This is a genomic window from Thermomicrobiales bacterium (genome assembly GCA_023954495.1).
Lineage (GTDB): Bacteria > Chloroflexota > Chloroflexia > Thermomicrobiales > CFX8 > JAMLIA01.
Genome location: JAMLIA010000016.1, coordinates 1 through 25,747, shown reverse-complemented (window position 1 = coordinate 25,747; position 25,747 = coordinate 1). Strand labels below are relative to the sequence as shown.

At 60.8% G+C, this 25,747-nt stretch carries 24 protein-coding genes and 1 tRNA gene; 8 read left to right on the top strand and 17 right to left on the bottom strand.

Translation table 11 applies throughout. The features are described 5' to 3' along the window. Positions 1-89 precede the first annotated feature (89 nt). Complete coding sequence (locus M9890_05005) at positions 90-1,139, top strand: hypothetical protein (protein MCO5176321.1); 1,050 nt, start codon at positions 90-92, stop codon at positions 1,137-1,139. Here M9890_05005 and rpsT read toward each other — a convergent pair. After that, positions 1,136-1,408 carry a 30S ribosomal protein S20 gene (rpsT, locus tag M9890_05000; GenBank protein MCO5176320.1) on the bottom strand — a complete coding sequence of 91 codons (273 nt, stop codon included), beginning with the start codon at positions 1,406-1,408 and terminating at the stop codon, positions 1,136-1,138. The two genes, M9890_05005 and rpsT, sit on opposite strands and share 4 nt — an antisense overlap. Positions 1,409-1,624: 216 nt before the next feature. Here rpsT and lepA point away from each other — a divergent pair, with 216 nt between their 5' ends. Genes lepA through aspS form a run of 3 tightly spaced genes read left to right on the top strand, consistent with a single transcriptional unit; the run spans position 1,625 to position 6,239 of the window. Next, a complete protein-coding gene (gene lepA, locus M9890_04995) occupies positions 1,625-3,451 on the top strand; it encodes a translation elongation factor 4 (GenBank protein ID MCO5176319.1) in 1,827 nt (608 codons plus the stop codon). Beyond that, positions 3,448-4,428, top strand: coding sequence for a hypothetical protein (locus tag M9890_04990; GenBank protein MCO5176318.1), 981 nt, complete (start codon positions 3,448-3,450; stop codon positions 4,426-4,428). The genes lepA and M9890_04990 overlap by 4 nt, the downstream gene beginning before the upstream one ends. Beyond that, entirely contained in the window at positions 4,425-6,239 is a 1,815-nt protein-coding gene (aspS, locus tag M9890_04985) for an aspartate--tRNA ligase (protein ID MCO5176317.1), read from the top strand. Before M9890_04990 ends, aspS begins: the two co-directional genes overlap by 4 nt. A gap of 56 nt (positions 6,240-6,295) precedes the next feature. On the opposite strand, the gene M9890_04980 is transcribed toward aspS, so the two are convergent. The 6 genes from M9890_04980 to M9890_04955 all read right to left on the bottom strand — a co-directional run bounded on the left by M9890_04980 (position 6,296) and on the right by M9890_04955 (position 12,724). Further along, positions 6,296-6,448 carry a hypothetical protein gene (locus M9890_04980; GenBank protein MCO5176316.1) on the bottom strand — a complete coding sequence of 51 codons (153 nt, stop codon included), beginning with the start codon at positions 6,446-6,448 and terminating at the stop codon, positions 6,296-6,298. 38 nt (positions 6,449-6,486) lie between these two features. After that, positions 6,487-7,326, bottom strand: coding sequence for a hypothetical protein (locus M9890_04975; GenBank protein MCO5176315.1), 840 nt, complete (start codon positions 7,324-7,326; stop codon positions 6,487-6,489). Beyond that, entirely contained in the window at positions 7,323-8,915 is a 1,593-nt protein-coding gene (locus M9890_04970) for a UDP-N-acetylmuramoyl-L-alanyl-D-glutamate--2,6-diaminopimelate ligase (GenBank protein MCO5176314.1), read from the bottom strand. The genes M9890_04975 and M9890_04970 overlap by 4 nt, the downstream gene beginning before the upstream one ends. A 30-nt stretch (positions 8,916-8,945) precedes the next feature. Next, positions 8,946-9,746: a HEAT repeat domain-containing protein gene (locus M9890_04965; protein MCO5176313.1), complete on the bottom strand. Its 801-nt coding sequence runs from the start codon at positions 9,744-9,746 to the stop codon at positions 8,946-8,948. Positions 9,747-9,858: 112 nt separating this feature from the next. Then, positions 9,859-11,499, bottom strand: coding sequence for a hypothetical protein (locus M9890_04960; protein MCO5176312.1), 1,641 nt, complete (start codon positions 11,497-11,499; stop codon positions 9,859-9,861). A gap of 244 nt (positions 11,500-11,743) precedes the next feature. Next, positions 11,744-12,724: an ROK family protein gene (locus M9890_04955; protein MCO5176311.1), complete on the bottom strand. Its 981-nt coding sequence runs from the start codon at positions 12,722-12,724 to the stop codon at positions 11,744-11,746. Positions 12,725-12,877: 153 nt separating this feature from the next. On the opposite strand from M9890_04955, the gene M9890_04950 reads away from it, so the two are divergent. Continuing rightward, positions 12,878-12,949 (top strand) — tRNA-Asn (locus tag M9890_04950). A gap of 54 nt (positions 12,950-13,003) precedes the next feature. Here the strand turns inward: M9890_04950 and recQ are convergent. Continuing rightward, a complete protein-coding gene (gene recQ / locus M9890_04945; GenBank protein MCO5176310.1) occupies positions 13,004-15,145 on the bottom strand; it encodes a DNA helicase RecQ in 2,142 nt (713 codons plus the stop codon). Positions 15,146-15,387: 242 nt separating this feature from the next. On the opposite strand from recQ, the gene M9890_04940 reads away from it, so the two are divergent. Both M9890_04940 and M9890_04935 read left to right on the top strand, forming a co-directional pair. Beyond that, entirely contained in the window at positions 15,388-16,326 is a 939-nt protein-coding gene (locus tag M9890_04940; protein ID MCO5176309.1) for an ornithine cyclodeaminase, read from the top strand. After that, positions 16,301-17,227 (top strand): DMT family transporter, encoded by a 927-nt coding sequence (locus M9890_04935; protein MCO5176308.1) that lies wholly within the window; start codon positions 16,301-16,303, stop codon positions 17,225-17,227. The genes M9890_04940 and M9890_04935 overlap by 26 nt, the downstream gene beginning before the upstream one ends. Here M9890_04935 and M9890_04930 read toward each other — a convergent pair. Then, positions 17,224-18,951, bottom strand: a complete 1,728-nt coding sequence (locus M9890_04930; GenBank protein ID MCO5176307.1) for an NADH-quinone oxidoreductase subunit F — start codon at positions 18,949-18,951, stop codon at positions 17,224-17,226. The genes M9890_04935 and M9890_04930 overlap by 4 nt on opposite strands. 82 nt (positions 18,952-19,033) lie before the next feature. Between M9890_04930 and M9890_04925 the strand changes: the two genes are divergently transcribed. Then, positions 19,034-20,032 (top strand): DUF1992 domain-containing protein, encoded by a 999-nt coding sequence (locus M9890_04925; protein ID MCO5176306.1) that lies wholly within the window; start codon positions 19,034-19,036, stop codon positions 20,030-20,032. 210 nt (positions 20,033-20,242) lie between these two features. Here M9890_04925 and M9890_04920 read toward each other — a convergent pair whose 3' ends face one another. The 8 genes from M9890_04920 to M9890_04885 form a co-directional block, all read right to left on the bottom strand. Next, the gene (locus tag M9890_04920) at positions 20,243-20,896 is read right to left on the bottom strand and encodes a sigma-70 family RNA polymerase sigma factor (GenBank protein ID MCO5176305.1); all 654 of its coding nucleotides are present in this window, start codon (positions 20,894-20,896) and stop codon (positions 20,243-20,245) included. 45 nt (positions 20,897-20,941) lie between these two features. Then, complete coding sequence (locus M9890_04915; protein ID MCO5176304.1) at positions 20,942-21,478, bottom strand: bifunctional nuclease family protein; 537 nt, start codon at positions 21,476-21,478, stop codon at positions 20,942-20,944. A 71-nt stretch (positions 21,479-21,549) separates the two neighbouring features. After that, the gene (gene lepB, locus M9890_04910; GenBank protein MCO5176303.1) at positions 21,550-22,278 is read right to left on the bottom strand and encodes a signal peptidase I; all 729 of its coding nucleotides are present in this window, start codon (positions 22,276-22,278) and stop codon (positions 21,550-21,552) included. Between the two features lie 153 nt (positions 22,279-22,431). Then, the gene (gene tatA, locus M9890_04905) at positions 22,432-22,641 is read right to left on the bottom strand and encodes a twin-arginine translocase TatA/TatE family subunit (protein ID MCO5176302.1); all 210 of its coding nucleotides are present in this window, start codon (positions 22,639-22,641) and stop codon (positions 22,432-22,434) included. 89 nt (positions 22,642-22,730) lie between these two features. Further along, on the bottom strand, positions 22,731-22,952 hold the full coding sequence (gene secG / locus M9890_04900) for a preprotein translocase subunit SecG (GenBank protein MCO5176301.1): 222 nt from the start codon (positions 22,950-22,952) through the stop codon (positions 22,731-22,733). 45 nt (positions 22,953-22,997) lie between these two features. Then, the gene (gene tpiA, locus M9890_04895; protein MCO5176300.1) at positions 22,998-23,756 is read right to left on the bottom strand and encodes a triose-phosphate isomerase; all 759 of its coding nucleotides are present in this window, start codon (positions 23,754-23,756) and stop codon (positions 22,998-23,000) included. A 2-nt stretch (positions 23,757-23,758) separates the two neighbouring features. Then, positions 23,759-24,931 carry a phosphoglycerate kinase gene (locus M9890_04890; GenBank protein ID MCO5176299.1) on the bottom strand — a complete coding sequence of 391 codons (1,173 nt, stop codon included), beginning with the start codon at positions 24,929-24,931 and terminating at the stop codon, positions 23,759-23,761. 88 nt (positions 24,932-25,019) lie between these two features. Continuing rightward, positions 25,020-25,747: type I glyceraldehyde-3-phosphate dehydrogenase (locus tag M9890_04885; protein ID MCO5176298.1), on the bottom strand; the 728-nt coding region annotated here is incomplete at its 5' end.

Here is a 25,747-nt window from a genome sequence, read left to right as displayed (position 1 = left end):
AGATGCAGGCTTGAAACTAGCCCAACTGGTGCAGCGCGCTTCGCCCACTCCTTTCATGTGAAGTCCATCCGCAATGACCGGGATCAGCAGTGAGCACACTACTCTATGGCGACAACGAGTTGCTGATTGACGAGCGCGTAGTTCAATTACGTCAATCGCTCGATCCGCAGGGACTCAGCGCGATCTCGATCGACGTGCAATCCTCAACGATTACAGAGATAGCCAGCGCGCTGCAGGCCGCGCCATTCTTTGGCGGTCAGCGCGTCGTCATCCTGCAACAACCGCTCGCGATACCACGGCGCGGGGGCGACACTGCCGCAGATGAAGAGTCTGCCGGACGCATCCCGTGGGGCGAGCTGCATGCGCTACTGAAGTCGAGTCCGCCAACGACGTTCATCATCCTTCGTCACATCGGTTCGCTTTCGCCAAATCATTACGTGCGGAAGGCGACGAAAGCGCTTGCCTGGAGTGAGGAAGCCTTCATCGTTCCACGTGGCGGTGAGCTGCTGGCCTGGGTAACCGACCGCGTTCGGGCGCAGGGCGCAGAGATTCAGCCGCAAGCGGCGCAGCACCTGCTCACCCTGCTTTATCCGACCAGCTGGCAATCTGCCGGTGGCAAGAACAGTGGCCCGACACCCGACACCCGCGTGATCGCATCCGAGATTGACAAGCTCGTCACTGCGTCGGATGGCGTGATTGACGCAGATCTCGTTGCGCTTCTGGTGGAGGATCGCGGCGGGTTCATCGCTTACCGGTTGACGGATCTCGTGTTTGAGGGCCGGGTGAGTCCGGCTCTGCAGGAGCTGGAGCGCATGCTCGAAGCTGGCGAGCCGGCCGAGAAGATCATGGGTAGTATCTCGTCGGAAGCCGTGGTGCGAGCAATCGTGCGGCACGTTCGAGAATTCGGGCAGCCAGCCGTTGCGGCAGCCAGCGCTACCACTACCGGCCGATTGACGGTTACAGGAAAGAAACCCGATCTGTCAGATTCGGCCAACCTCCGCGTAGCGTACCTGCTCCGTGAGGCAGATACAGCGATCAAGGCCGGGCATGAAACAGCCTCGACGATCATTGTTGCACTGGTGGCACAGATCGCCGAGGCTATCAGAATGAGCGCGGGACCACGACGGCGAGCGTATTAGCTCGCGGCCGTCATCTTGTTGTACTTGGCCATCAGGCGGGACTTGCGTCGAGCGGCATTGTTCGGGTGAATAATGCCCTTCGAGGCCGCACGATCCAGCATAGCCTGGGCATTGAGCACCGCTCCGTTTGCGGCCTCCTGCTCAGCAGCCGCGATGGCCTCTTCCGCCTTGCGGACCAGTGTGCGCGACGCCGAGCGATACACGCGATTCCGAATTCGACGGCGCTCTGCCACCCGTACACGCTTCGCAGCAGACTTGCTGTTCGTCAACCTCTTCCCCCTCTGTCTGAATGACAGCATGTTCGTGAACACAGAAAGCACGCCCATCAGCTGGGCGAGCGAACCAGTGGATTATAGCCGATTCGGGATGTACAAGCCACAAATGGCTGCGGAAGTCGCCAAACGTCGGAGTTCGTCCGGTCGGTATACTTGATCGTTGGATTGTCGACCACCAACACCGCACGGCGAGAGGAACCCCACGACCTGATGGACGATCGTCAACGCATTCGCAATTTCGGTATCATCGCCCATATCGATCATGGAAAATCGACGCTCGCCGACCGACTGCTGGAGCAAACCGGCACGGTGACTCAGCGCGAAATGGTCGAGCAGATTCTCGACTCAATGGACCTTGAGCGCGAGAAGGGCATTACGATCAAGGCTCGCGCCGTTCGCATGAATTACCGCGCGAGCGATGGCGAAACTTACGAGCTCAACCTGATCGATACTCCCGGCCACGTTGACTTCACCTACGAAGTAAGCCGAACACTCGCGGCCTGCGAGGGTGCGCTGCTCGTCGTCGACGCTGCGCAGGGTATCGAGGCCCAAACGCTGGCCAACGTCTATCTCGCGTTGGAACACGACCTGGCGATGGTTGCCGTCATCAACAAGATCGACCTGCCAAATGCCCAGCCGGAGCGCGTGTCACAGGAGGTCGGCGATCTGATCGGGCTGCTGCCTTCCGAGATCATTCCAGCATCGGCGAAATCGGGTGCTGGTATCCCAGAGATCCTTGAGGCGATCGTCGCGCACATTCCGCCACCGGGCGGCGATGCCGAAGCACCATTGCGGGCGTTGATCTTCGATTCACATTACGATGCCTACAAAGGCGTGATTGCGTACGTGAAGATCGTCGACGGCGTGTTGCCCAAGGACTCACGCATCCGACTGATGGCGACCGGCAAGCAGGCGGAAATCCTTGAGACCGGCGTCTTCCGTCCGAGTATGACGGCCGTTAATGGACTGCGAACCGGCGAAGTCGGGTACGTTGCAACCGGGCTAAAGGAAGTCGCTGACGTTCAGGTCGGCGACACAATCACGCTCGCTCAGCGCCCCGCTACGGAACCTTTAGCAGGGTACCGCCCGGCAAAGCCAATGGTGTTTGCCGGCTTCTACCCGGTCAACAGCGAAGACTATCCGGATCTGCGCGACGCGCTGGAACGTTTGAAGCTGAACGACGCCTCGCTGGTCTTTCTCCCGGAGTCTTCGGATGCCCTCGGGTTTGGCTTTCGGTGCGGGTTTCTCGGCCTGCTCCACATGGAGATCGTGCAGGAGCGACTTGAACGCGAGTACGGGCTCGACTTGCTGGCGACTGCGCCGAGCGTGGAGTATGAGGTCAGCAAGATCAACGGCGAGACCCTGCACGTCGACAACCCGTCTGACATGCCGCCATCTGGTGAGCTCGCCGAGATCCGCGAGCCGTGGATGGATCTCACGATCATCGCGCCGTCCCGCTATATCGGCACCATCATGGAGCTCGTGACAACGCGCCACGGAGCGTTCGACGCGATGGATTACCTCGACGAGGAACGCGTATCGATCAAGTTCGGCATGCCGCTCGGCGAACTCATCGTCGACTTCTACGATCAGCTCAAGTCGCGCACGCAGGGATACGCGTCGCTCGACTACCAGTTCAACAGCATGCGCGCCGCTGATCTGGTCAAGCTCGATGTGTTGGTGAATGGCGTGCCAGTCGATGCGCTGTCGCTCATCACGCACCGCGAGGACGCCTACACCCGCGGTCGCGCGCTCGTTGCACAGCTCAAGCAGCTCATCCCGCGGCAGATGTTCGAGGTGCCGATTCAGGCGGCGATCGGCAGTCGGGTGATTTCGCGCGAGACGATCAAGGCGATGCGCAAGAACGTCCTTTCCAAATGCTACGGCGGCGACATTACGCGCAAGCGCAAGCTGCTGGAGAAGCAGAAGGAAGGCAAAGCACGCATGAAGATGGTTGGGAATGTCGAAATCCCGCAAGAGGCCTTCATGGCAGTGCTGAGCCTTGGCGATGACCGCGGCTCGGAGCGGGCAGGATGACGCTGTCGATAGCAGTGCTTGCAGGTGATTACGGCGAGTTGTCGGCCATAGCGCCTGATTCCGTGCTAGTCGTTGCTCGCGTTGCGCGATTGATTCCTGAATCGGTCAGCGCACTCGGCATCGCTACGCGAACCTATGATGACTGGCTCGATGGCGAAATCGACGGTGAGACAGCGACACGCATCGCCGACAACATCGTTGCTGCGGCTCGCGAGCGCGGAGTTGACCGGGTTATCTATCTGGCCGGCCCATTCGGCGGTATCGCCGACGTCATCATCGAACACCTCGCCGAATCTGCAACGATCACTACCACGGGTCGGCCGTATCCGAACATTGCCGGACCAGTGATATTTGTCGATGCCCTGGCGCTCGCTCAGGCACGCGCTGCAGTCCCGTTTGATGCTGGATTGTTGGCGCTGGATAGCGGCGCGACGACCATCGTCACCAACTGGTGCGGCGACGGCGTAATCGCCGGTTCAACGGCTGTCCTGACAGCGCGACTTGGCCTGGCCGAGCCGCCAACGCCAAACGGCGACGACTACGTTCTTGTGCCCAGTACGCGGCACGAAGAGGCCGCGACATCAATCTCGGGCCTGCGCCAGATCTACGCGCGCCTGCGCCGACCGGATGGTTGCCCGTGGGATCGTGAGCAGACTGAAGCTACGACACTCGACTACATCAGTGAGGAAGTCGAGGAGCTTCGTCAGGCGCTGACAAACAGTGACGCGCCGAATGCCGCCGAAGAGCTTGGCGACATCCTGGGGAACGTCCTGATGGTGGCGCAGATCGCGGAAGAGCACGGGTTTTTCACCTTTGAGGACGCGGTGCTGGCGCTGAGCGAAAAGCTCGTGCGACGCCATCCGCATGTATTCGGCGACGAACGGGCGACATCGCCCGACGAGGTCCTCACTATCTGGAATCGTGTGAAACAGCTGGAGCATCAATCAACCACTGGGGGAGGGTCTACGAAGGCATGACGACGATCGACAAATTGCGACCGTATTGCACCTGTGGCGAGCTGCGTGCCGAAGACGCAGGCAGGACTGTGACCGTCAAAGGCTGGGTCAATCGCCGCCGAGATCATGGCGGATTGATCTTCCTCGACATTCGGGATCGCTACGGGCTGACCCAGGTTGTCTGCAACCCGGAAGACTCGCCCAACGCGCACCGCATCGCTGAGCAGGTGCGATCCGAGTTCGTGCTTGCTGTGACAGGCACGGTGCAATTGCGGCCGGAGGGCACGCGCAATCCGAACATGGCCACGGGTGACATCGAGGTCGTCGTTTCCGAGCTCGTGATTCTCAATGCGGCGAAGACGACGCCATTTGAGATCAATGATCATTCGGATGTCGATGAATCGCTGCGACTCGAGTACCGCTACCTCGACCTTCGCCGACCGAAGATGCAGCACAATCTCATCCTGCGACACCGGATCATCAAGAAGATCCGTGAGTACCTGGATGATCGCGACTTCGTCGAGATCGAGACGCCGATCCTGATCAAGAGCACGCCGGAAGGCGCGCGGGATTACCTCGTGCCGAGCCGCCTGTATACTGGCCAGTTCTATGCTCTGCCGCAGTCGCCGCAACAAATGAAGCAGTTGCTGATGGTCTCGGGCATGGATCGGTATTACCAGATCGCTCGCTGCTTCCGCGACGAGGATCAGCGCGCCGATCGGCAACCGGAGTTCACGCAGCTCGATCTGGAGATGTCGTTTGTCGACATGGAGCAGATCATGCAACTCACTGAGGGGCTGTTCATCGACCTCGTTGGGTTGACTGAGATGAATTTGCAGGAATCGACGTTCCCGCGCCTGACCTACGACGATGCGATGCGCCGCTTCGGCACGGACAAGCCGGACCTGCGCTACGGTCTGGAGATTGCCGACGTCTCTGACGTTGTAGCGGCGTCCGAGTTTGGCGTCTTCCGTGGCGCGGTCGAGTCCGGTGGTGTGGTGCGCGCCATCGCCGTGCCGGGCAAGGCCGATGTCACGCGTAAGCAGGTCGATGAGCTGACAGAGTTCTCGCGGAAGTTCGGAGCGAAGGGACTCGCCTGGCTCGCTTTTGAAGCCGGTGCTGATGGCGACCGTTCGGTCCGCTCGCCAATTGCCAAGTTCCTCTCGACAGAAGAGCTGGATGCGATTGCAGCGGCAACAGGTGCCGGCGCCGGCGACTTGATCCTCTTCGTTGCCGATCGAGCTGAGGTGGCGGCCAACGTGCTCGGTCGTCTGCGTGAGCGATTTGGTGAGGAGCTCGGGCTGACCGATCCGACAGTCGCCGCGTTCTGCTGGGTCATCGACTTCCCACTCATGGGTTGGGACGAAGACGGCCAGCGGTGGGATGCCATGCACCACCCGTTCACCGCACCGCTCGATGAGGACATTCCGCTATTGGAGAGTGACCCGGGCGCAGTCAGAGCCAAAGCGTACGACATCGTCCTCAACGGCTTTGAAGTCGGCGGCGGCTCAATTCGTATTCACCAGCGCGAACTGCAGCGCCAGGTCTTTGCGCTGATGGGCTACGAAGATGCGCAGATCGAAGAGCGCTTCGGCCACTTGCTGCGGGCGTTTGAATACGGCGCACCACCGCACGGTGGCATCGCTCCGGGCATCGATCGCATTGCCATGATTCTGGCTGCCGAGCCGACACTCCGTGAGGTCATGGCGTTCCCGAAGAATCAGTCGGCACGCGACTTGATGTTCGACGCACCGGGTGACGTCGATCAGGCACAGCTCGATGATCTCCATATTGCTGTCGTCTGGCCAAAGAACGAGTCACCTGCGAAGTAGCAGCGCAACGCGAAGGGGGCTGCGCCAATTGGCGCAGCCCCGTTTTGCAATCAGAATTACTGTATCCAGGACATTCCTGAGGCAGCGTCGATGTTCGATGCGGTAAACAGCCTCTGCGGTTCGGACGCCACGAGCTTGCCACCCTCTTCGGTCACTTCCACGTACCAGGCTTCGAATGTGCTGTCGCGCTCGCGAAAGAAAACGATCATCTCACCGTCCGGCGACCATGCAGGCGAGACGGCGCTGCCTACGATGCGTGAGTTGATACGCTTTGGTGCGCCGTTGGTGGTGCGATCCAGACATCGCTGGCCGTTCCGGTTCGCTGGACGTACGCAATATTGTTCGACGTTGGTGACCAGTCAGGATCGAACACGCCATCTGGTGCAATTACCAGCTCGTCGACGTCAGCAGTATCGAGGTTCAGAGTCCAGATTTCCGTGTTGCGTGGCGATTCGATACCGATGCGCGCAGTGAACGCGACAGTCTTGCCGTCATGAGAGAACGTCGGGTTCTCCTGTGGGGCATCGACGCTCGCGGCTGCCGGCAGGTAATAGCTGAAGATCGACTGGTCGCCGTCGAGGTTCTCCGAATACCACAGTGTCAATGGGTCGGAAAATCGCGACTCACAGTCTGAAGAACCTGTTCCGCGATCGCTCACCCAGATGAGCTGCTCACCGACTGGCGACCATGTTGCATCCAGAGCCCAATAGGCTTCGCAAGCGTATTCCAGGCTGAAGAGCGGCGCATCCGGTTCGTTCGTTGTGATGCGCTTCAGCGTCGTGCCGTCGGCGCTAGCGACGACAATGTCCGAATAGCCATCGTGCATCTCAACGTAGGCAAACCGATCCCCCGCCGGAGCCCAGGTCGGCGAAGCGCCGTTGACATCATCAATCAGCGTGCGCGTGGATCCGTCCCAAACGCTCACGTGGTTGTCTGAGACAAAGAGAATTCGCCCGGACGGGCTTGCTGCAGCGCGTGATGGCGTGTCGGGCTCAGGCGAAGCCAGCTCCGGATCAACCGTGCCGCATCCGGCAACGATCATCCAGACAGACAACGCGATCAGCCAGAGTGCAGAGCGTCGCTTCATTGTGAGGAGACATTCTGGTTTGAAGCCGAATAGCCCAGCTTGCGGAGTACCTCGGCGGCGACGGCCGCCTCGTCCCACGGACGCTTCTCGGAGCCGTAGATCATGCTCTTCTCGTGTCCTTTTCCGGCCAGGACGACCACATCTCCGGCGCGTGCATTCTGGAGAATCGTTGCAATAGCGGTGCGGCGGTCTTCGATGCAGTCGAAGTCTACACCGCGCCGTCCGCCCGCCTGCATGGCGCCATCGGCAATGGCGTCGATGATTACCATCGGGTCCTCGAATCGCGGATCCTCGCTGGCGAAGACCGCGAAGTCCGAATACTCAATCGCAACCTGTCCCTGAATCGCCCGCTTGTCGATGTCGCGCTCTCCGGCTGAACCGAACAGCACCATTAATCGTCCCGGTGTGACGTCGCGCAGGACTGTGAGGACAGACTTGATGGCGTCCGGCGTATGCGCGTAGTCGACGATGACCGAGTACGGCTGACCCTCGTCGACTGATTGCATGCGCCCCGGCACTGCGTCCAGCGATTCAAGTCCTTCCGCAATCTGCGAAAGCGACAGGCTGAGCGCATGCCCGACCGCTGCTGCTGCCAGCGCGTTGGCGACGTTGTAGCGGCCCGGCAGGGCCAACGAGATGCAGGCGTCGCCCATTGGCGTATGCAGGGTGAATCGCTGCCCGGCAGTCTGGAACTCGATCGCCGAAGCACGAAATTCGGCGTCCGATTCAGGGTCCATTGAGTACCAGAGAATGTCGCAGCCGCGCCCGTGGGCAGCGACGGATCGCGCGCCCTCGTCGTCGCGGTTCAGTACGAGCGCGCCACGTCGCCCACGAGCTTTGTCGCGCGCGACGTTATCGAGCAGCATCGCCTTCGCTTCCCGATACGCTTCGACCGACCCGTGAAAGTCAAGATGCTCATGCGTGATGTTGGTGACGACGCCGATGTCGAAGGCACACGAGTCCAGACGATGCATCACCAGGCCGTGTGAAGTTGCTTCGAGGATGGCTGTATCAACCGAGCGATCCCGCATCGTTGCCAGAATCCGCTGGATCACCAGCGATTCGGGCGTCGTCTGTCGCGATTCATGCAGATCGACTTCGCCGGCAATGCGAACCTCGACGGTACCGATCAGCCCGGTCCGTCGCCCGACGTGCCGCAGCATCGCCTCAATGAGATGGCTTGTCGTCGTCTTGCCGTCGGTGCCGGTGACGCCGACGATGCACAGGTCCTGCGACGGATGGTAATAGAACTCAGCCGCGACGATCGCAAGAGCGGCGCGAGTATCGTCGACCTCAATGATTGTCGGCCACTCGGATCGAATCTTGTCAGCCTCGCCGCGCTCGACCAGCGCAGCCACTGCGCCTCGCTTGCGGGCCTGATCGAGGTACACGTGTCCGTCGGTATAGCCGCCGCGCAGTGCGACAAAGAGTCCCCCGGATTCTACGAGGCGACTGTCGAATTCAACTGACTGGATGACCGTTTCTGTATCGCCGTGAATGATGGCATTGGGAACATCGGCGACGATCTCAGTGATGGCTCGTGCGTAGCGCGTGCTAATGTCGTCTCTCCCCTGATGCGGACGAGTCACGTATCCTGGAAGCCCGAGACGGCGAAGAGGTTACAGCAATGGGCGCAGCGGGTTCGCCGTCAGCTGAGCTTCCTGGAGCGCGTCTTCCGCAGCTTCTGCGATCGCCGGGTTCTCAACGTCCACAAGTTGGCGCAAGCGGTTGATCGCCATTTGCCCGCCGATTTCGCCCAGCGCGTGTATCGCGGCTAATGCTACTTCAGCGTCTTCGTCCTCAATGGCATCGATGACGTCTGACGCCGTGCGGAGATCACCGATTGAGCCAAGCGCAAACAACGCTTCAAATCTCAGCTCAGCCTCGTCAGAGCGTAACTCTTCGAGGCAGATATCGACCCAGCGCTGCGTTGCTTGCAACCCCATTGCATGCAGCGCGCTTGAGCGCATCTCGATCGAAAAATCGGCATAGCCGTCCTCGATCGCTTCCTGGATGTCTTCGCCTTCGAGGTACCCAAGCGACTCCAGCGCCCGACGCCGGACGTCCAGAGCCACGTCGTTTTCGAATACGCGAAAGAGCACATCGCGGATGACATCAAGCCGGTCGTCATCAACCGACTCAAAGGCCAGCCGTCCGAGCTCCAGCGCCATGAGCTGACGAACGCGGGCATCGTCTTCGGTCTCTATGTGCTCAAGTAAATAGTCAAGTAATTCCGGCGCAGTTGTCTCGGACAGACCTTCGAGAACTGCTAGCCGCACGTCCGGATCGGGATCATCCAGGACAGCGAGCAGAGCTCGGCTGTACTGATGCTCAATGGCGGTTGCTGCGTCGTCGACCATCGTCCGCGCCAGCATCAGACGAGCCTCAGCCGGCAGGTCGAGCCATCGATCGTGGAACACAGCGGCGCCGGTCGCTCCAGGTCGGAGAGTGCCGCCGGTGAGTGGCTGCCGGACGGATCAGCGATGACGGCGTCGGCGAACCTGCTCGACCCCGTCGATGGTGCCGTCGGTGTTATTCGGCTCCGGAGACGGGGGTGTAGAAGTATGCATCCTCGGTCGTTTCATCAGCGCTGAACATCGCGTATTCACCACTCGTCAGGATATTGCGTAGCAGATCGGCCGGCATTGGTCGCTCGATGTTCGCGACTGTCAACAGATCGCTGAACATGGCGAAGAACCTGGGATTCTCGGCCGATTCCAGGTTCTCGCCCGCACGCTCGAATGCAGCCACGACGACCTGCTCAGGATGGCGCTTGGTGCGCTCGTCAAGCGGCGCGAGATCGACCAGCCGTGGGAAGCGATTGTCACTGAGAACAAACTCGTCCTGCGTCGCGCAGTAGAACGTTGTTGGGCGATAGGCGAAAACGTTCTTCTTGTCGTCAAGGTGCAGGAGCTTGCGGTCCTCGCCGGAAACCTGGAAGTACTCCAGCAGGAAGTGCAGTGGCGTGTCGGTCTTCTCGATCGTCAGCACCGCACCCGGGATGAGGTTTTCGGCGAAGAAGTTCTCGAGGCCGGCGATGAATCCGCCGCGATTGCCAGTTGGAAAGCGCAGCTCAGCCTGAACGATGTCCGAGGTCTGGGGCGACTCGAAGGTGATCCGCGCAGCGCGCTGATCCTTGAATCCTGGCGACGGCATGATCGTGCGCAGGTTCGAGTCGTACGGCAGAACTCCGTAGGTGTACTCGTAGAAGCTCAGGATATGCTCGACGAGTCCCTCTTCAGCCGGTTCGGCAGCAGTGCCGAACTCCAGCAGCACGCGATAGTCCTGCCCAAGCTCACTTGCCTTGCGCTTGGACGTACCGATCGCTGCCGGATTCGCCAGCGCCCAGATTCCATGCTCGGCAGATCCGAGGAACTCAAACTCGCGCTGCTCGTGCGACAGACGGTAGTTGATGGCAAAGAGCGTCTGTGCGTAGTTGTCGGAGTTGGAGCGCACACCGACGATATCGTCGGCAATCTCAGCGTCGGTGACGGTTCCATTCGGATGCTCGCGGATCAGATCCTCGATCCGGCGGAAGTCGCCGCGCGAGAAGCGATGCACGCGATCCTCAGCGATCCACTTGTCGCCCCAGCGCGCAACGCTGAGTTCGCCATCGAGCGCGTGACGGATCGCCGTAGCGAGATCGTCGTCGGATGCACTCGCTGGTTCGACCTCAAGAGCACTCTGCGCGACTGGCGTGGCAGCCGCTGCCGGTGCGTCGGTTTCCTCGGTGGGCGCATCAAGGGTCTCCGACTCAACCACTCCCAGGAGCGACGATGCGGGAGCAACTGCCGACTTGCGAGCAGGTGCCGCGCGTCGCGGCTCGGGCGTCGCGAACCTGGTGGTCAATACCTGCCCTCGCTTGCCCGGCGTGCCGTGAGGGAGATTCCCGACGCGCGTCGTCACGAAGGCGACGTCATCGCCATCGCCTTCGCGCGCAAAGACATCCGAGTTGGCAGACAGTGCATCATCGATGCGTGCCGACCACTTCGACTCTTTCGGCTTGGCTTGCTCCATGAACTGGGTGAGCTGTGTCAGTGACAGACGGATCGGAGCAGTATCGCTGAAGAATCGCCCCTGAATTCGAAAGATCTGGAAAATCTCGGCGGCGAGCGCTTTCTGCTCGTCGGTGCCGCTGTAGGCCGGTGCTTCCAGCGTCTGCTCTGCCTGCATCGTCTGTTGTCCCTCTCCTGCTGGTCAGATGGTGCTGCCCCGTGCGTACTGGCAGGGCATTACGCGTTGGCGCGCTCGCGGAGCGCTGCGATCAGCTCTTCAGTCGTAAATGGCTCGTCGCGAGATCGCAACAGTGTCAGTAGATAAGTCAGGTCCGGTTCGCTCAGTGTTAGCATGTCACCCCCACGAGTTCCTGCGCGTATTGCAGCCAACAATTCTACACCAGCGCGACGTAACGCTGCGGTTAGCTTTGGTGCGCAAGGACGACCGCACCGACAACGCCGGCATCCGCTCCGAGCTGTCCCGGCGCAACCAGCACCCGTTGGGCGGCAGGGTCGACGGCATACTGCCTGATCTTCGCTCTGATCCCGGCCGTCAGCCGCGGCCCGGCAAGCGCGACATACCCGCCTATCACAAACGCGTCCGGGTTCAGCGCCGTGACGAGATTCGCTCCCGCCAGGCCGATCACCTGAATCGTCTCGTCAATCACCTCACGAGCGATATCATCTTCGTCGTAGCGCTCGAAGACGCGCTGCAGCGTCACCCCAGGGCTGGATAGCCAGGTAGCGCGTTCCTCCGGGTCAGCCTGATTCACTCGCGACGTGATACGCGAGATGATCGCAGGTTCGGATGCATACGCTTCGAGGTGTCCCGGTTTGCCGCATGAGCAGCGCGGGCCGTCGGTCGTGACGACCATATGACCAATCTCGCCGGCCGTCATCGCCGAACCGTGGAGCAAGGTGCCACGAATGATCACCGCGCCGCCGACGCCGCGACCGAGATGCACGTAGACCATGTCGCGTGCGCCGCGCCCGGCACCGTGCGTGTACTCACCGAATGCCGCAGCGCGGGCGTCGTTCTCCAGCACGACGGGCACGCCGAAGTGCTCTTCCATCACGCCGACCAGTGGAAACTGTTCGAAACCTTCGATGCGATGTGAGCGCAGCGTGATGCCACGACGGACATCAACCGGCCCACCAAACGCGATCCCGATCCCGGAGATATCGGCGTAGGTCAGATTGCGACGTGAGAGGATCTGGTCGATGAGCGTGCAGGCAGTATCAACCGTCGCGTGCGCGGTCATCGCCGAATCTATCGCGCGTTCCGTATCGCGGATGTCGTCGCTCGCATCGGCGAGGACGACGCGCAATCCGCGCCCACCGATCTCGACGCCAATGACGGGCAGCCGATCGTCCGCGTGGCTCTGGCCACGAGACTGACGCATCTTGTTACCTCCAGGGATCGCCCGTTACCTACCCGCCTGCTCAGGCATGATCAACGGCGATACTGGCATTGTACAGGAGTTCACAATCTATGGAACTGGTTGCAGCAACATCGGCTGCGTGTTAGCATTCCGACGGCTCAACAGGGCCACTATTCCCCGATAGCTCAATGGTAGAGCAGACGGCTGTTAACCGTAAGGTTCTTGGTTCGAGTCCAAGTCGGGGAGCCTCCAGCAACAGGTCTACGTCCACTCCCGCTGATGCACGTCGCATTGACGGGACTACTGTTGCGCGTTTCGCCGTCGCATCCAGGCGCGGATCAGTCGCAACTGCCCCCAGGAATAGCCGGCATCTTCACCTACCTCGTCCATGATCGGACGCAGGAGCTCGTCACCGACCTTGCGGATCGCCGCCTCGACCTGTGCAATCATCGTCGGCGTGACGACGTGGCCGACGTCAACGTTCGCGCCACTCTCAATTGCCTCAACGAGATGCGCTTCGACAGTCGAGACAGCGAGGCCGCGTTCCTTGGCGACGTCCTCGATCGACAACCCCCGGTTGAACAGATCCAGTGTCGTCTTCGCGGTGCCGGTCAATGACGACCGCCGCGCGACCGAAGGCGGGCTCGCTGGCGCTTGTTGTGGCGTTGCGCCGGTCGAATTGACGAATGTCGAAATGGCATCGAGAAATGCCGGACCATAGGCTGCGGCTTTGCGTTCACCAACTCCGACAATGCGCAGCAGGGCGTTCGGCGTCATTGGCAGCCGCGAGGACATCTGCCGCAGTGTCGAATCCGGGAACACAACGTAGGGCGGGACACCACGCTCATCTGCGAGTTGCTTGCGGAGTCGCCGGAGCTGTTCAAACAGCTGCGGGTACGCGACATCAACCGCGTCCGCACCACCGGACTGTGTCTTCGGCGGCATCGCGTAGCTCACGCGCGCGCCCCGAAACAGGACCTCTGCGCCGCGTGGCGTGATCGAGATGATATTGAAGTTCGCAGAGTCCTGATGGAGGTAGCCGTCGCGAATGAGCGATCGCCCCAGAAACTGCCAGTCGGACTTCGGCCGATCCTTACCAATGCCCCAGGTGGACAACCTGTCATGGCCCGCACGGAGAATTCGCTGATCCCGCGAACCGCGTAGGACATCGACAACGTAGCCCAGACCGAAGCGCTCACCGGTTCGCTTCACGCACGACATCAGCATCTGCGCTGGAATGGTCATGTCTTCGACATCCGGAGGATTTCCGCAGATATCGCAGCACGGAGGTGCCTGGCCGTCGAACGATTCCTCGAAATACTCCAACAAGGCTGCGCGCCGACACTTGCTACTTTCGGCCCACCCCGACATTTGCTGGAGCTGGCTCTGCGCAATCTCGCGGAGGCGTCGGGTTGGCTTCTCGTCGACAAACACCATTTGCCGGGTGACATCACCGTAGCTGTAAAAGAGGATGCAGTCGCTCGGTTCGCCGTCACGCCCGGCTCGCCCACTTTCCTGATAGTAGCTTTCGAGATTGCGCGGCAGGTCCTGGTGGATGACGAAGCGGACGTCCGGCTTGTCGATCCCCATGCCGAACGCGATGGTCGCCACGACGACCTGCACGTTGTCGCGCACGAACGCTTCCTGCGCCGTGCGACGCTGTTCGGAATCCATCCCGCCGTGGTACGCGGCAGTAGATATGCCGTCACGTTGCAGGCGTTCAGCAGTCGATTCGACACCGGCGCGCGACAGGCAGTAGATGATGCCGCTTGCGCCGGGCTTGCTGCGGATGTAGGCCAGGATCTGATCGTAAGTCTTGCGCTTGGGGCGGACCTCGTAGTACAGGTTCGGGCGATTGAAGCTACCCTGAAACTGCTCCGCGTCCGCGAGGCCGAGTTGCTGGCGAATGTCGTTCTGGACCTGCCGTGTCGCCGTCGCCGTGAACGCTGCGAACACCGCGCCAGGAAACGCATCGCGCAACCGCAACAGGTCGCGGTACTCCGGTCGGAAGTCGTGGCCCCACTCTGACACGCAGTGCGCCTCGTCAATCGCCACGAGCGACACTCCGCGCTGCTGAATACGCTGCGTGAATCCGGGCGTCGAAAAGCGCTCCGGGGCGACGTAGAGCAGCTTGATTTCGCCGCTCGCGATCTGGCGCATGCGGTCGCGAATCTCTGCTGAATCAAGCGAGCTATTGATGTAGGTCGCTGGCACGTTCAGCTCTGTGAGCGCATCAACCTGATCCTTCATCAGCGCGATGAGCGGCGATATGACGATCGTCAGACCGTCAAGCAAGAGTGCCGGTAGCTGATAGCAGAGGGATTTGCCACCGCCAGTCGGTAGCAGCACGAACGCGTCGCGGCCGTCCAGGATCGTGCGGACGATGTCTTCCTGCAGCGGGCGAAACTCGTCGTAGCCCCAGACAGACTGGAGCGTCGACATGACTGGATCGCCGTAGCGCCCGGGACGGGAGGGTGCAGGGTGCTGTCCCTGTGTTGTGCCGGCTGGTCGTTGTGTCGTCATTACCCTCAAGGATACGCCATCAGTGAGGTCAGGTCGCCCAACCGGGGCATGCTAGACTGCGACTACCAGGTATCGAGCAGGCGTAAAGGGAGATGATTGTGCGAGCGTTGACGGCGGATGAATTCAGGCGTCTCGTCCCGATGCGAGATGCAGTCGAACTGATGAAGCAGGTGTTCTCCGCCTACAGCCGCGGTGAGACAATCAGTCCGCTTCGGACACCGGTGAACATGCCGGACGGCAGTGGCGTCGTCCTCTTCATGCCCGCATTCGTTCCGGCGGGTGACGACGCGCCGTCGGCGACTGGTGTGAAGGTCGTGTCAGTGTTCGGCGGAAATCGGGAACGTGGGCTGCCCACGATCAACGCGATCGTCGTCGTCGTCGATCCAGAGACTGGCGTGCCGATCGGGTTACTCGAAGGCGCAGCCGTAACTGCGTTGCGCACCGGCGCTGTATCGGGCGCGGCAACCGACCTGCTGGCTCGCCCGGATGCGAAGACGCTGGCGGTGATCGGCGCAGGGGCACAGGGAGTCACCCAGGCCGCCGCAGTCTGCAGCGTGCGGAACATCGAGGAGATTCGGGTCTACGATCTCTTTGCTGCATCGCGCGAGTCGTTTGCCGAGCGGCTCTCGGCCTGGATCCCGGAGGGCATGCCGAAGGTCGTCGTCGCCGATGACGCACAGGCTGCTGTGTCAGGTGCCGACATCATTTGCACTGCCACCACGGCGACAAGCCCAGTGTTTGAGGATACGTGGCTCGCGCCCGGAACGCACATCAATGGCATCGGCGCTTACACGCCGGAGATGCAGGAAATCCCCGACGCAACGATCGCGCGTGCACGCATCGTCGTCGACGCCGTCGAAGCGGCGCTCCACGAAGCTGGAGACCTCATTCAATCGATAGATCGCGGCGTCGTGACGCGCGATTCCATCAGCATTGAGCTGGGCCAGGTGGCTACTGGCGAGATCGCCGGTCGCGAAACCGATGACCAGATCACCTTCTTCAAGTCGGTCGGTAACGCCATACAGGACATGATCGTGTGCGGTGCCGCACTGGAGGCTGCTGCAGCGCAGGGCATTGGCCAAACGATCGACCTCGGCTGACGCCGCTATACCCCGCTCCACTGTTCTCGCTGTCGCGGCAGTTGTTGCCGCGGCAGCTTGCTGGGGCGCGCTCGGTGTCACCTACGACCTGATCGGTCGGCACGTTGACATCGAGCCGGTGACGCTCGTCACACTGCGAGCGTCGGCCGCAGCGGTCGTGCTGCTGGCGGCATTCTCGCGGCATACTGCCGCTAAGCGCGATCTTGCTGCACTGCGAAATCCACGACTTGCCCTGGCAGTGGTGACAATGGGTCTGGTCAGCACGGCAATGTTTTATGTCTTGCTGATGTTCGCCTATCGCGAGGCGGGCGTCGCTGTTGCGACGGTGTTGCTGTATGTTGCGCCAGCGCTGGTCGCCATCGGGTCGTGGCTCATGTACCGCATACCCGTGCCCACGACGCATCGAATTGCGCTTGTGCTTGCTTTTGTCGGCGTTCTCGGGGTAGCTGGCAGCATGGATGGCAACGCGAGCTGGCTTGGCATCGCGCTCGGCCTGCTCTCAGCGATGACCTACGCTTCGTACAGCCTGCTGGCGCGCCATGCTCTCGACCACATGACATCGCTTGCAGTGGTCACACTGACGATCGCCATCGGTGCACTCGCGCTCTGGCCAGTCAAGCTCATCGTCGATGGCGGTAGCCTGCCGTCGCTGACGAGCATCGCTGTCATCGCAGTCGTGAATGGGATCGGCACGACGGTTGCGCCGATGGTGCTTTACACGTGGGGGCTCTCACACCTTGGCCCGAGCCGAGCCAGCTTGATTGCGACCACGGAGCCGGCAATAGCGGTGCTGCTCGCCTACATGGTGCTTGGCGAGCGGCTGGCGTGGATACAAATCGGCGGCGGTCTTGCGATCGCCGCCGGTGTCGTTCTTGGTAGTCTGGGCCGGTCTCGCCGCTAGTCGTCGGCGGCAGCCGCAACGAGCTCTCGGGCGTGCATCGGGCAGTCTCCCGCAGCGCAAACACCGTCTTCGATGTGCTGTCGCCACTCTTCCGGGAACGCACGCATCATGCCGAGTACCGGCATCGGTGCGACCTGGCCAAGCCCGCAGAGCGATAGCTCGATCACGTGCTTGCTCGTCTGCTCGATCAACTTGAGATCGGACGGACGCCCGCTGCCGTTGCGAATGCGATCGATGATCTCTGTCAGCGCCGGATTACCCAAGCGGCATGGCGTGCACTTGCTGCACGACTCGTACCGATTGAACGCCATCAGGTAGCGCGCGAAGGAAACGACGCAGACGCTCTGGTCGAAGACGACGAAGCCGCCCGAACCGAGCATCGCGCCCAGCGAGGTGAGCGAATCGAAATCAACTGGATGATCCAGCTGATCTTCTCGCAGAGCACCCGCCGAGACACCGCCGGTCTGAACGCCCTTGAACGTGTAGCCGTCCTTCATGCCGCCATAGACGTCGAAGATGAGGTGCTTGAGGTTGACGCCCATCTCCATCTCGACGACGCCGAGGCGCTTCAGCGGCCCCTGGAACGTAAAGAGCTTTGTGCCCTTGCTCTTCTCAGTGCCGAGGCTGGCATACCAGTCGCCGCCGTTCTTGATGACGAGCGGAGCGTTAGCGATTGACTCAGTGTTGTTGAGCATCGTCGGTCGCCGCCACAGGCCCTCGTCGACACTGCGCGGTGGCTTGGTGCGCGGCTGGCCGCGCTCACCCATGACCGAGTACATCAGGGCCGAACCTTCGCCGCAGATGTACGCGCCGCCACCAGCGCGGGCGCGGACTTCGACGTTGAAACCGGAGTTGAGGACGTTGTCGCCGATGAGTCCCCACTCTTCGGCCTGCTCGACTGCCTTGCGAAAACGCTCCAGCGCGAGCACGTGCTCACCGCCGACGTAGTTGTAGCCGCGGTTGGAGCCGACGGCGTAGCAGGCGATGAGAATGCCTTCCAGCACGAGGTGCGGATTGCTCTCAATGAGCTGGCGGTCCTTGTAGACGTTCGGCTCGCCTTCGTGGGAGTTGACGGCAACAAACTTCGGCTCGCCGCGCGAGCGCCGAGCACTCTCCCACTTGATGCCGGCCGGGAACCCAGCGCCGCCACGCCCGCGGACTTCGGCGGTCTTCATCTCTTCGATGACTTCTTCCGGGGTCATCTCGAAGAGCGCCTTCTTTAACGCCGAGTAGCCGCCCCTGGCGATATAGTCCTCGATCGACTCCGGGTCGATGACGCCCCAGTCAGCCGTCAGGTAGCGCTTCTGATCGGAAAAGAACGGATGCTCAGCCAACGGACGGATCGAGCCAACCGGCGCAGATCCAAATGTACCGACGGCCATTGTCTCGTTCGGCGTGCCGGCCTTCAGTGATTCGACCAGCTCCGGGACGCGCTCTGCGGTGACGTTGGCATAGAGGATCGACGGATGGTTTGGTCCTTCGACGACCACGGACGGATCAGCCCAGTTCCAACCGCCGGATCCAACGCGCTTCAGCGTGTATGGCAGACCGGACTCTTCCAGGAGCAGACGCAGATGATCGAACGTCGCGAGCGCACCCTTGGATTTCGACCACTCACCGATGGGAACGCGAACAACCCACTGGCTGCCGTCGTGAAGCTTTGCCCAATCAGCTGCGAGCTGAGCGGCGTATTGCTCGAATCCCTGCTGATCAGTGAGCTTCATGGTGACCCCCAGCCGGCCCTCGCCGAATGACCTCGGCAATCGCCTCGTTGAAACTGTTCACGTTCAGGTGGCCGAAATAGTCGTGGTGATCGACCTGCACGGCCGGTGCAAGCTCGCAGACACCCAGGCAGCCGTTCACAATCTGAACGGTCAACTCACCGTCTGCAGTCGTTTCGTCGCCGCTAATACCGTAGCGCGACTGCAACTCATCAATCAGCTTCTGGCTGCCGGCAACGTAACAGGCTGTGCCATGACAGAGAAGCATGAAGTGATTGCCGGGTGGTTGCGTCCGAAAATCAGCATAGAAAGTCAGGAGTCCGAAGATGCGATTCTCGGTAACGCCGAGATGTTCGCCAACAACGCGGGCCGCTTCCGGCGACACCCAGCCAATGAGATGCTGTACGTCCTGGCAAGCACCGAGAATCATCTCCTGTGCTTCTTCGAAATCTCGTGGTTGGTACTTCGCTCGAAGCAGCGTGCGAATGTCGTCCAGATCCGACTCGCTGACGAGAACCTCTTGAGCCAAGTCTGCGCCCTTCCGCTTTGGGGTGTCGTTGGACGTACGTTGTCGCTGCAATGGGCGCGTGAGATGCTTCACGCGCACTACGGCGAGTATAACATTGCCGATTTGCCTCACAACAGCGGTGCCGTGCCAGAGGAGCGACGAATGTTTGAGCGGATAGCCGAGGAGAAGATTCGCGAGGCCATTGATCGCGGTGATTTTGAGAACCTGCGGTCTTCCGGCAAACGTCTCGCCGCTCAGGACGATGACTACACTGGCGACGACTGGATGGGCAACCACATCCTGCACAATGCCGGGTTCCTCCCGGAGTGGCTTGAGCTCCGCAAACAGATCTACTACGAGCGACCGCATGTACTTGAAGCAGTCGCAGAGTGGCGCGATCTTATTCGTCAGTATGGAACGCGGCACGCGTTGTCGGTACGCGCAGGGGAGAATTACCGAAAGCTGGCGACTGCGATCAATGCCAAGATCGACCTGCATAACATCCGCTGCCCAGGCATCTCATTCGAGCTGGGCCGATTCAGGGAAGATGCTCTGCCGCCTGACATGCCTGTCTAGCCCTCGCGACACATCTTCCGCACGCGGTCTCGCAATTCAGTCGGTGCGCTCGTCTGGCGACAACGATGCCCGATGATGCTCAGCACATTTTCTTCGAACCTGAAATGGTCGCGACACGGCGGGCACTCATCGAGATGCCGTTGCACCTCACGACGTTCCTCGGCTGACAGCTCGCGATCCAGATACTGGTACAGGTGTTCGATCGTCTGCTTACACGTTCCCATCGAGCGCCGCTCTTTCGATGATTCCGGTCTCGATTGCCGCGTCATACAGCGTACGCTGGAGTCGGCGACGGGCGCGATAGAGTCGGGACATGACGGTTCCTATTGGTATGTCGACGATTGAGGCGATATCTCGATAGCTGAAGCCTTCGACATCAGCCAGTAGCACGACCTGGCGAAATTCTTCTGGGAGATCCTCAATCGCGCTGACCACGCTGTCGACCGACAGTTGGCTCAGCACAATGTCTTCCGGTCGCTCAACGCCCGGCTGGACCCCCGAATCGATCAGGTGGTCGTAGAGATAGAACTCTTCAAGATCGTCGAGCGATGCTTTCGATGGTCGGCGCTGCCGCTTGCGATACTCATTGATGTACGTGTTCGTCATGATGCGAAACAGCCAGGCTCGCAAGTTCGTACCTTCGGCGAACTGGTGCAACGAGCGGAACGCTCGCAAATACGTCTCCTGAACGAGGTCTTCAGCATCTGCCGCATTTCGCGTCATCCGCAACGCCGTTCGATACAGCGCGTCGATATGCTCAAGCGCTTGTTGCTCCAGCCGATCACGGCGTGAGGCGTCATCATTGCGAGTGCAGATCACGCCGTCAGCGCACATGTCGACTTGAGATGATGAACACGTGGTCATTGCGCAATATTCCAACCAACTACCTGTCAACTGCCCGGTTCAGGTCTAATTGTCACGCTTCTGGCCAAAGTCATCGAGATCGAGCGTGTCAATGAAGTCGCGGAATGCCGACAGCTTCTCTTCGCTCACCGTCGGCTCGCCGGTGCCTTCGCCTTCAGCCGTAGACTCATCATCGGCGTTGTCATCAAGCTGGACCCCAGCGCGCGCCATCACCGAATCGTCGACGAAGATTGGCACCTTCGCGCGGACAGCCAGTGCGATCGCATCCGATGGCCGCGAGTCGATCTCGACGCCCATACCGTTTTGCTGAATGATGATGCGTGCGTAGTAGACATCATTATTGATCTCGGTGATGACAATGCGATTGATATCCCCACCCAGTTCACCGATGACCGAGCGCAACAGATCGTACGGCAGCGGACGTGGCGACGAGATGCCCTGCAGCTCCATTGCAATGGCTTCGGCCTCGAACGCGCCGATCCAGATCGGAAGATGCCGGTCACCCTCTACCTCTTTGAGGATGACTACCCGTGCCTGCGTAACAAGGCTCACACGGATGCTGTCGACGACAGTCTCTATCATGATTCGATGCCCCTTCACAGTGGAAGTCTCGCACCGAGGTAGGACACGCCCCGGATGAAAGACACCATCCCCTATTGGGGATACGACGGTGTGGACAGAATACCTATATCACTTTTCGGCCAGTACGATATCCACGCCCGTCCGATAATCTGATCGATTCCAATTGGCCCAAACGCCCGGGAATCAGATGAGTTTGCCCGATTATCGCCGAGAACGTAATACTGGCCATCCGGAATCGTCAGCTCGTTCTGGCTGAGTGTCCCGGCCCAGGCTGTCTCAACACCATTCAAGTACGACTCGTCCAGCCGATTGCCGTTGATGTACACGGCACCATCATGGATCGCAATTCGTTCGCCCGGCAGGCCGATGATGCGTTTGATGTACGGCTTCCCGCCGTCAACAGGTGGGTGCAGGACGATGATGTCGCCTCGCTGTGGTGGGTGAAATGGGAACACGACGTTCTCGCCTTCCCGATCGATAAATGGCAGAACGTTGAGCACGGCGTTCAGATCAAAATGCCAGTACACCGGTCGAATGACGAGGAGCATCTGGCGGTCATCAAGATTTGGATGCATCGATTCGCCATCGACTCGAAAATTCAGGACGACCATCCGAACAGCGACGAAGATCACGAGTGCAAGGATCAATGTTTCGACGACGTCCCAGAGCACCCCGCGCTGCTGAGTGCGTTGCGGCTGCACGGCGGGAAGATCCTGCGTAGACTGCGCGTCGGTCGAAGGTGGGGTTATGGTGTGGATTTCGTCTCCAGGCCGCTTGTCTGCCTGAGAGCCGTCATGCATGCTGTATCGTCCTTCAAGATGCCATTCAGCGGCCCGCACCGAGTATACCGCCGGGCCGGAAGGCCACGAGATCGGCGCTCAGCCGCGCACGCAAATGCCCGGGGCAAAAGACCCGGGCATTGCTCACGATCCGTGATGATGTGAAAGATGAGCCTAGAGCTCTTCCTTCGCCGGCGTCTTGGTCGTTGTGGTGACTTCCTTGGTCTCTACCACATCGACTTCATCGCCCTCTTCGACATTGGTCTTGAACTCTTTGATGCCCTTACCCAGAGCGCCGCCAATCTCGGGGAGCTTGCCCACTCCGAAAATGATGACGACAATTACCAGGATGATGACGAGTTCCTGCCACCCCAGAGACGGCATTGGTGGAGCCTCCTATTCGACCGCTGATATCGCGCTTGCGCGGCGAGTATACCGCAGCCTTGTATACGTCAACCAAGACAGTTTCGGTGCTATCGAGCGACTGCGGCGATAATCGACAGTACGACGAAGATGACACCGACGCCGATCGTGAAGTTGTACAACGTGCGCTCAAAGCCGCGCCGTGTTCGATAGATCGACGATGTATCGCCACCGAACGCGCCGCTGAACCCTGATCCCTTTGATTGCATCAGGATCACAGCCATCAGCATGATCGATACGACGATGATCGCAAGATCGAGTGCGAAATCCAACCGACGAACCTTTCGAACGACGAGTCAAACAACCGTGAAAGGATACTACACACCCACGGCTGCGACAGCGATTGCGATGAATGATTCTGCCTTGAGGCTTGCACCTCCGACAAGACCACCATCGACATCCGTCTGGCTGAACAGCTCGGTCGCGTTGTCGGGCGAGACCGAGCCGCCGTACAGCACGCGCACCGCTGCGCCTTCGTCGCCAAACTTGCTCGCCATCCAGCGCCGGATCGTTGCGCACATCTCCTGCGCGTCGGCGGGTGTCGCCGCGACGCCGGTACCGATCGCCCAGACCGGCTCGTAGGCCACGACGAGCCGCGGCAGCAAGTCGGTGCTCACGTTGGCCAGACCGGCTGCGAGCTGACGCTCAACTACAGCCTCAGCGTCGCCCGCTTGTCGCTCGTCCAACAACTCACCGACACACAGAACGCTCGTCAGTCCGGCCGCCAACGTTGCGTCGACCTTTTGCCCGACAAGCCCGTCGGACTCGCCAAAGACGTGGCGACGTTCGCTGTGCCCCGCCAGGATCATCTGGCAGACGCCTGCAAGCGCCCACGGCGACACCTCGCCGGTGAATGCGCCGGATTCTTTGATGTAGCAGTTCTGTGCGCCCAGCGCGACGCCGCTGTCCTGGAGCGCGTCGCGAACAGGGACGAGCCACGGGAATGGCGGAAACACAGCTAACTCGACGCCGCTGATACTGCCGGCGTTGGACGCAATACCCTCAGCCAGTGCTCGCGCTTCATCAAGCGTCGTGTTCATCTTCCAGTTGCCGGCAACGATCGGCTTGCGTGACACGGTCACTCCTCCAGTGCTGCGACGCCGGGAAGCGTCTTCCCTTCAAGGAACTCCAGTGACGCGCCGCCACCGGTCGAAACGTGATCCATCTTGTCGGCCAGTCCCGCCTGCTGGACAGCCGCAACCGAGTCGCCGCCGCCGACAATCGAGTAACCGTCCGACGCCGCGACTGCGGCAGCAACGGCGCGCGTACCGGCGTCAAACGGGGATACTTCAAACAACCCCATCGGGCCGTTCCAGACAATGGTCTTCGCCCGGGCGATCCATTCGCTGAACGCCGCGATGCTGGCGGGTCCAATATCGAGCGCTGCCTGATCCGATGGAACCTCGGTCACTGTCGTGGCATGGGCTGTGTCTTTGGGGCTGGCTGCAACAACGAAGTCGCTCGGAATCACCAGATCGCACGTGGCTGTCTCAGCGTCGCTGAGGATCTGGCGGGCGACATCCAGGCTGCCGGTTTCTACGAGCGAGGTGCCCATCTGGCGGCCCTGCGCTGCGGCCAGTGTGTTGGCGATGCCGCCCCCGACGAGGATCGCGTCTGCGGTTTCGAGATACTTGCGGATCACGCCGATCTTGTCCGAGATCTTCGCACCGCCAAGAATAACAACTAGCGGTCGACCCGGATCATCTAGCGCACGTGACAGCGACGACAGCTCGCGTTCCATCAATAGTCCGGCGGCGTGCGGCAGCTTGTGCGCAACCCCTTCGGTCGATGCATGGGCTCTATGCGCTGCGCCGAACGCGTCGTTGACGTAGGCATCGGCCAGTCCGGCGAGCGCCGTCGCCAGATCGTCGTCGTTGCGCTCCTCGCCCGGCTCAAAGCGCACGTTCTCCAACAGCGCGACTTCACCTGGCCGAATCGTTCGTGAGATCTCCTGCGCGGACGGTCCGACGACGTCGGAGGCGAACGAGACATCCATGCCCAACAGCTCGCTCAGACGCTTTGCAATGGGTGCGAGCGAAAACTCAGGGGCGACCTTTCCTTTTGGTCGTCCGAGGTGCGAGACGAGAATGACCGCTGCATTGTGATCGAGCAGAGCCCTGATCGTTGGCAACGCAGCCTGAATGCGTGTGTCGTCGGTGATTGTTGGTCCGTCGAGCGGCACATTGAAATCGACGCGAACCAGTACCCGTTTGCCGGAAACATCGAGCGCATCGAGTGTGCGAAACGCCACGCCGTCGCTCCTTTCACTTCTGACGAGATGAAGTGAGCGGGCGGCACTTGCCGCCCGCCCGCCAATGAGATGGACAGCGATAGCGAATCTAGAAGCCCTGCGACGCGATCATGTCAGTCAAATCGGCGACGCGGCAGGAATAGCCCCACTCGTTGTCGTACCAGGCAACGACCTTGGCCAGCCGCTTTCCGGTGACCATTGTTGAAAGGCCGTCAACGATCGAGGAGTGGCTGTCGCCGCGATAGTCGGCTGACACGAGCGGCTCATCGCTAAAGCTGAGAATGCCCTCCAGTGCGCCGTCGGCTTCCTCCTGGAACGCAGCGTTCAGCGACTCTGCAGTGGCATCGTTCTCCAGCTCGACTGTGAGATCGACGATTGAAACCGTCGGCGTCGGGACGCGCAGCGAGAAGCCGTCGAACTTGCCCTTGAGCTCCGGCATGACGAGCGCAACGGCGCGCGCAGCGCCGGTTGTGGTTGGGATGATGCTGAGCGCAGCGCTGCGAGCACGACGCAAGTCCTTGTGCGGCGCGTCGAGGATGTTCTGGTCGTTCGTGTAGGCATGCACGGTGGTCATCAGCGCGTGGGCGATGCCGAAGCGCTCGTGAATCACCTTCGCGACCGGCGCGAGGCAGTTCGTCGTGCACGATGCGTTGGAAATGATGTGGTGCGAATCCGGATCGTACTGGTCTTCGTTCACGCCGAGGACGATCGTGATGTCCTCATTGTTGGCTGGTGCGGTGATGATGACCTTCTTTGCCCCGGCGTCGCGATGGCCCTGAGCCTTGGTGGCATCGGTGAAGAAGCCCGTCGACTCAA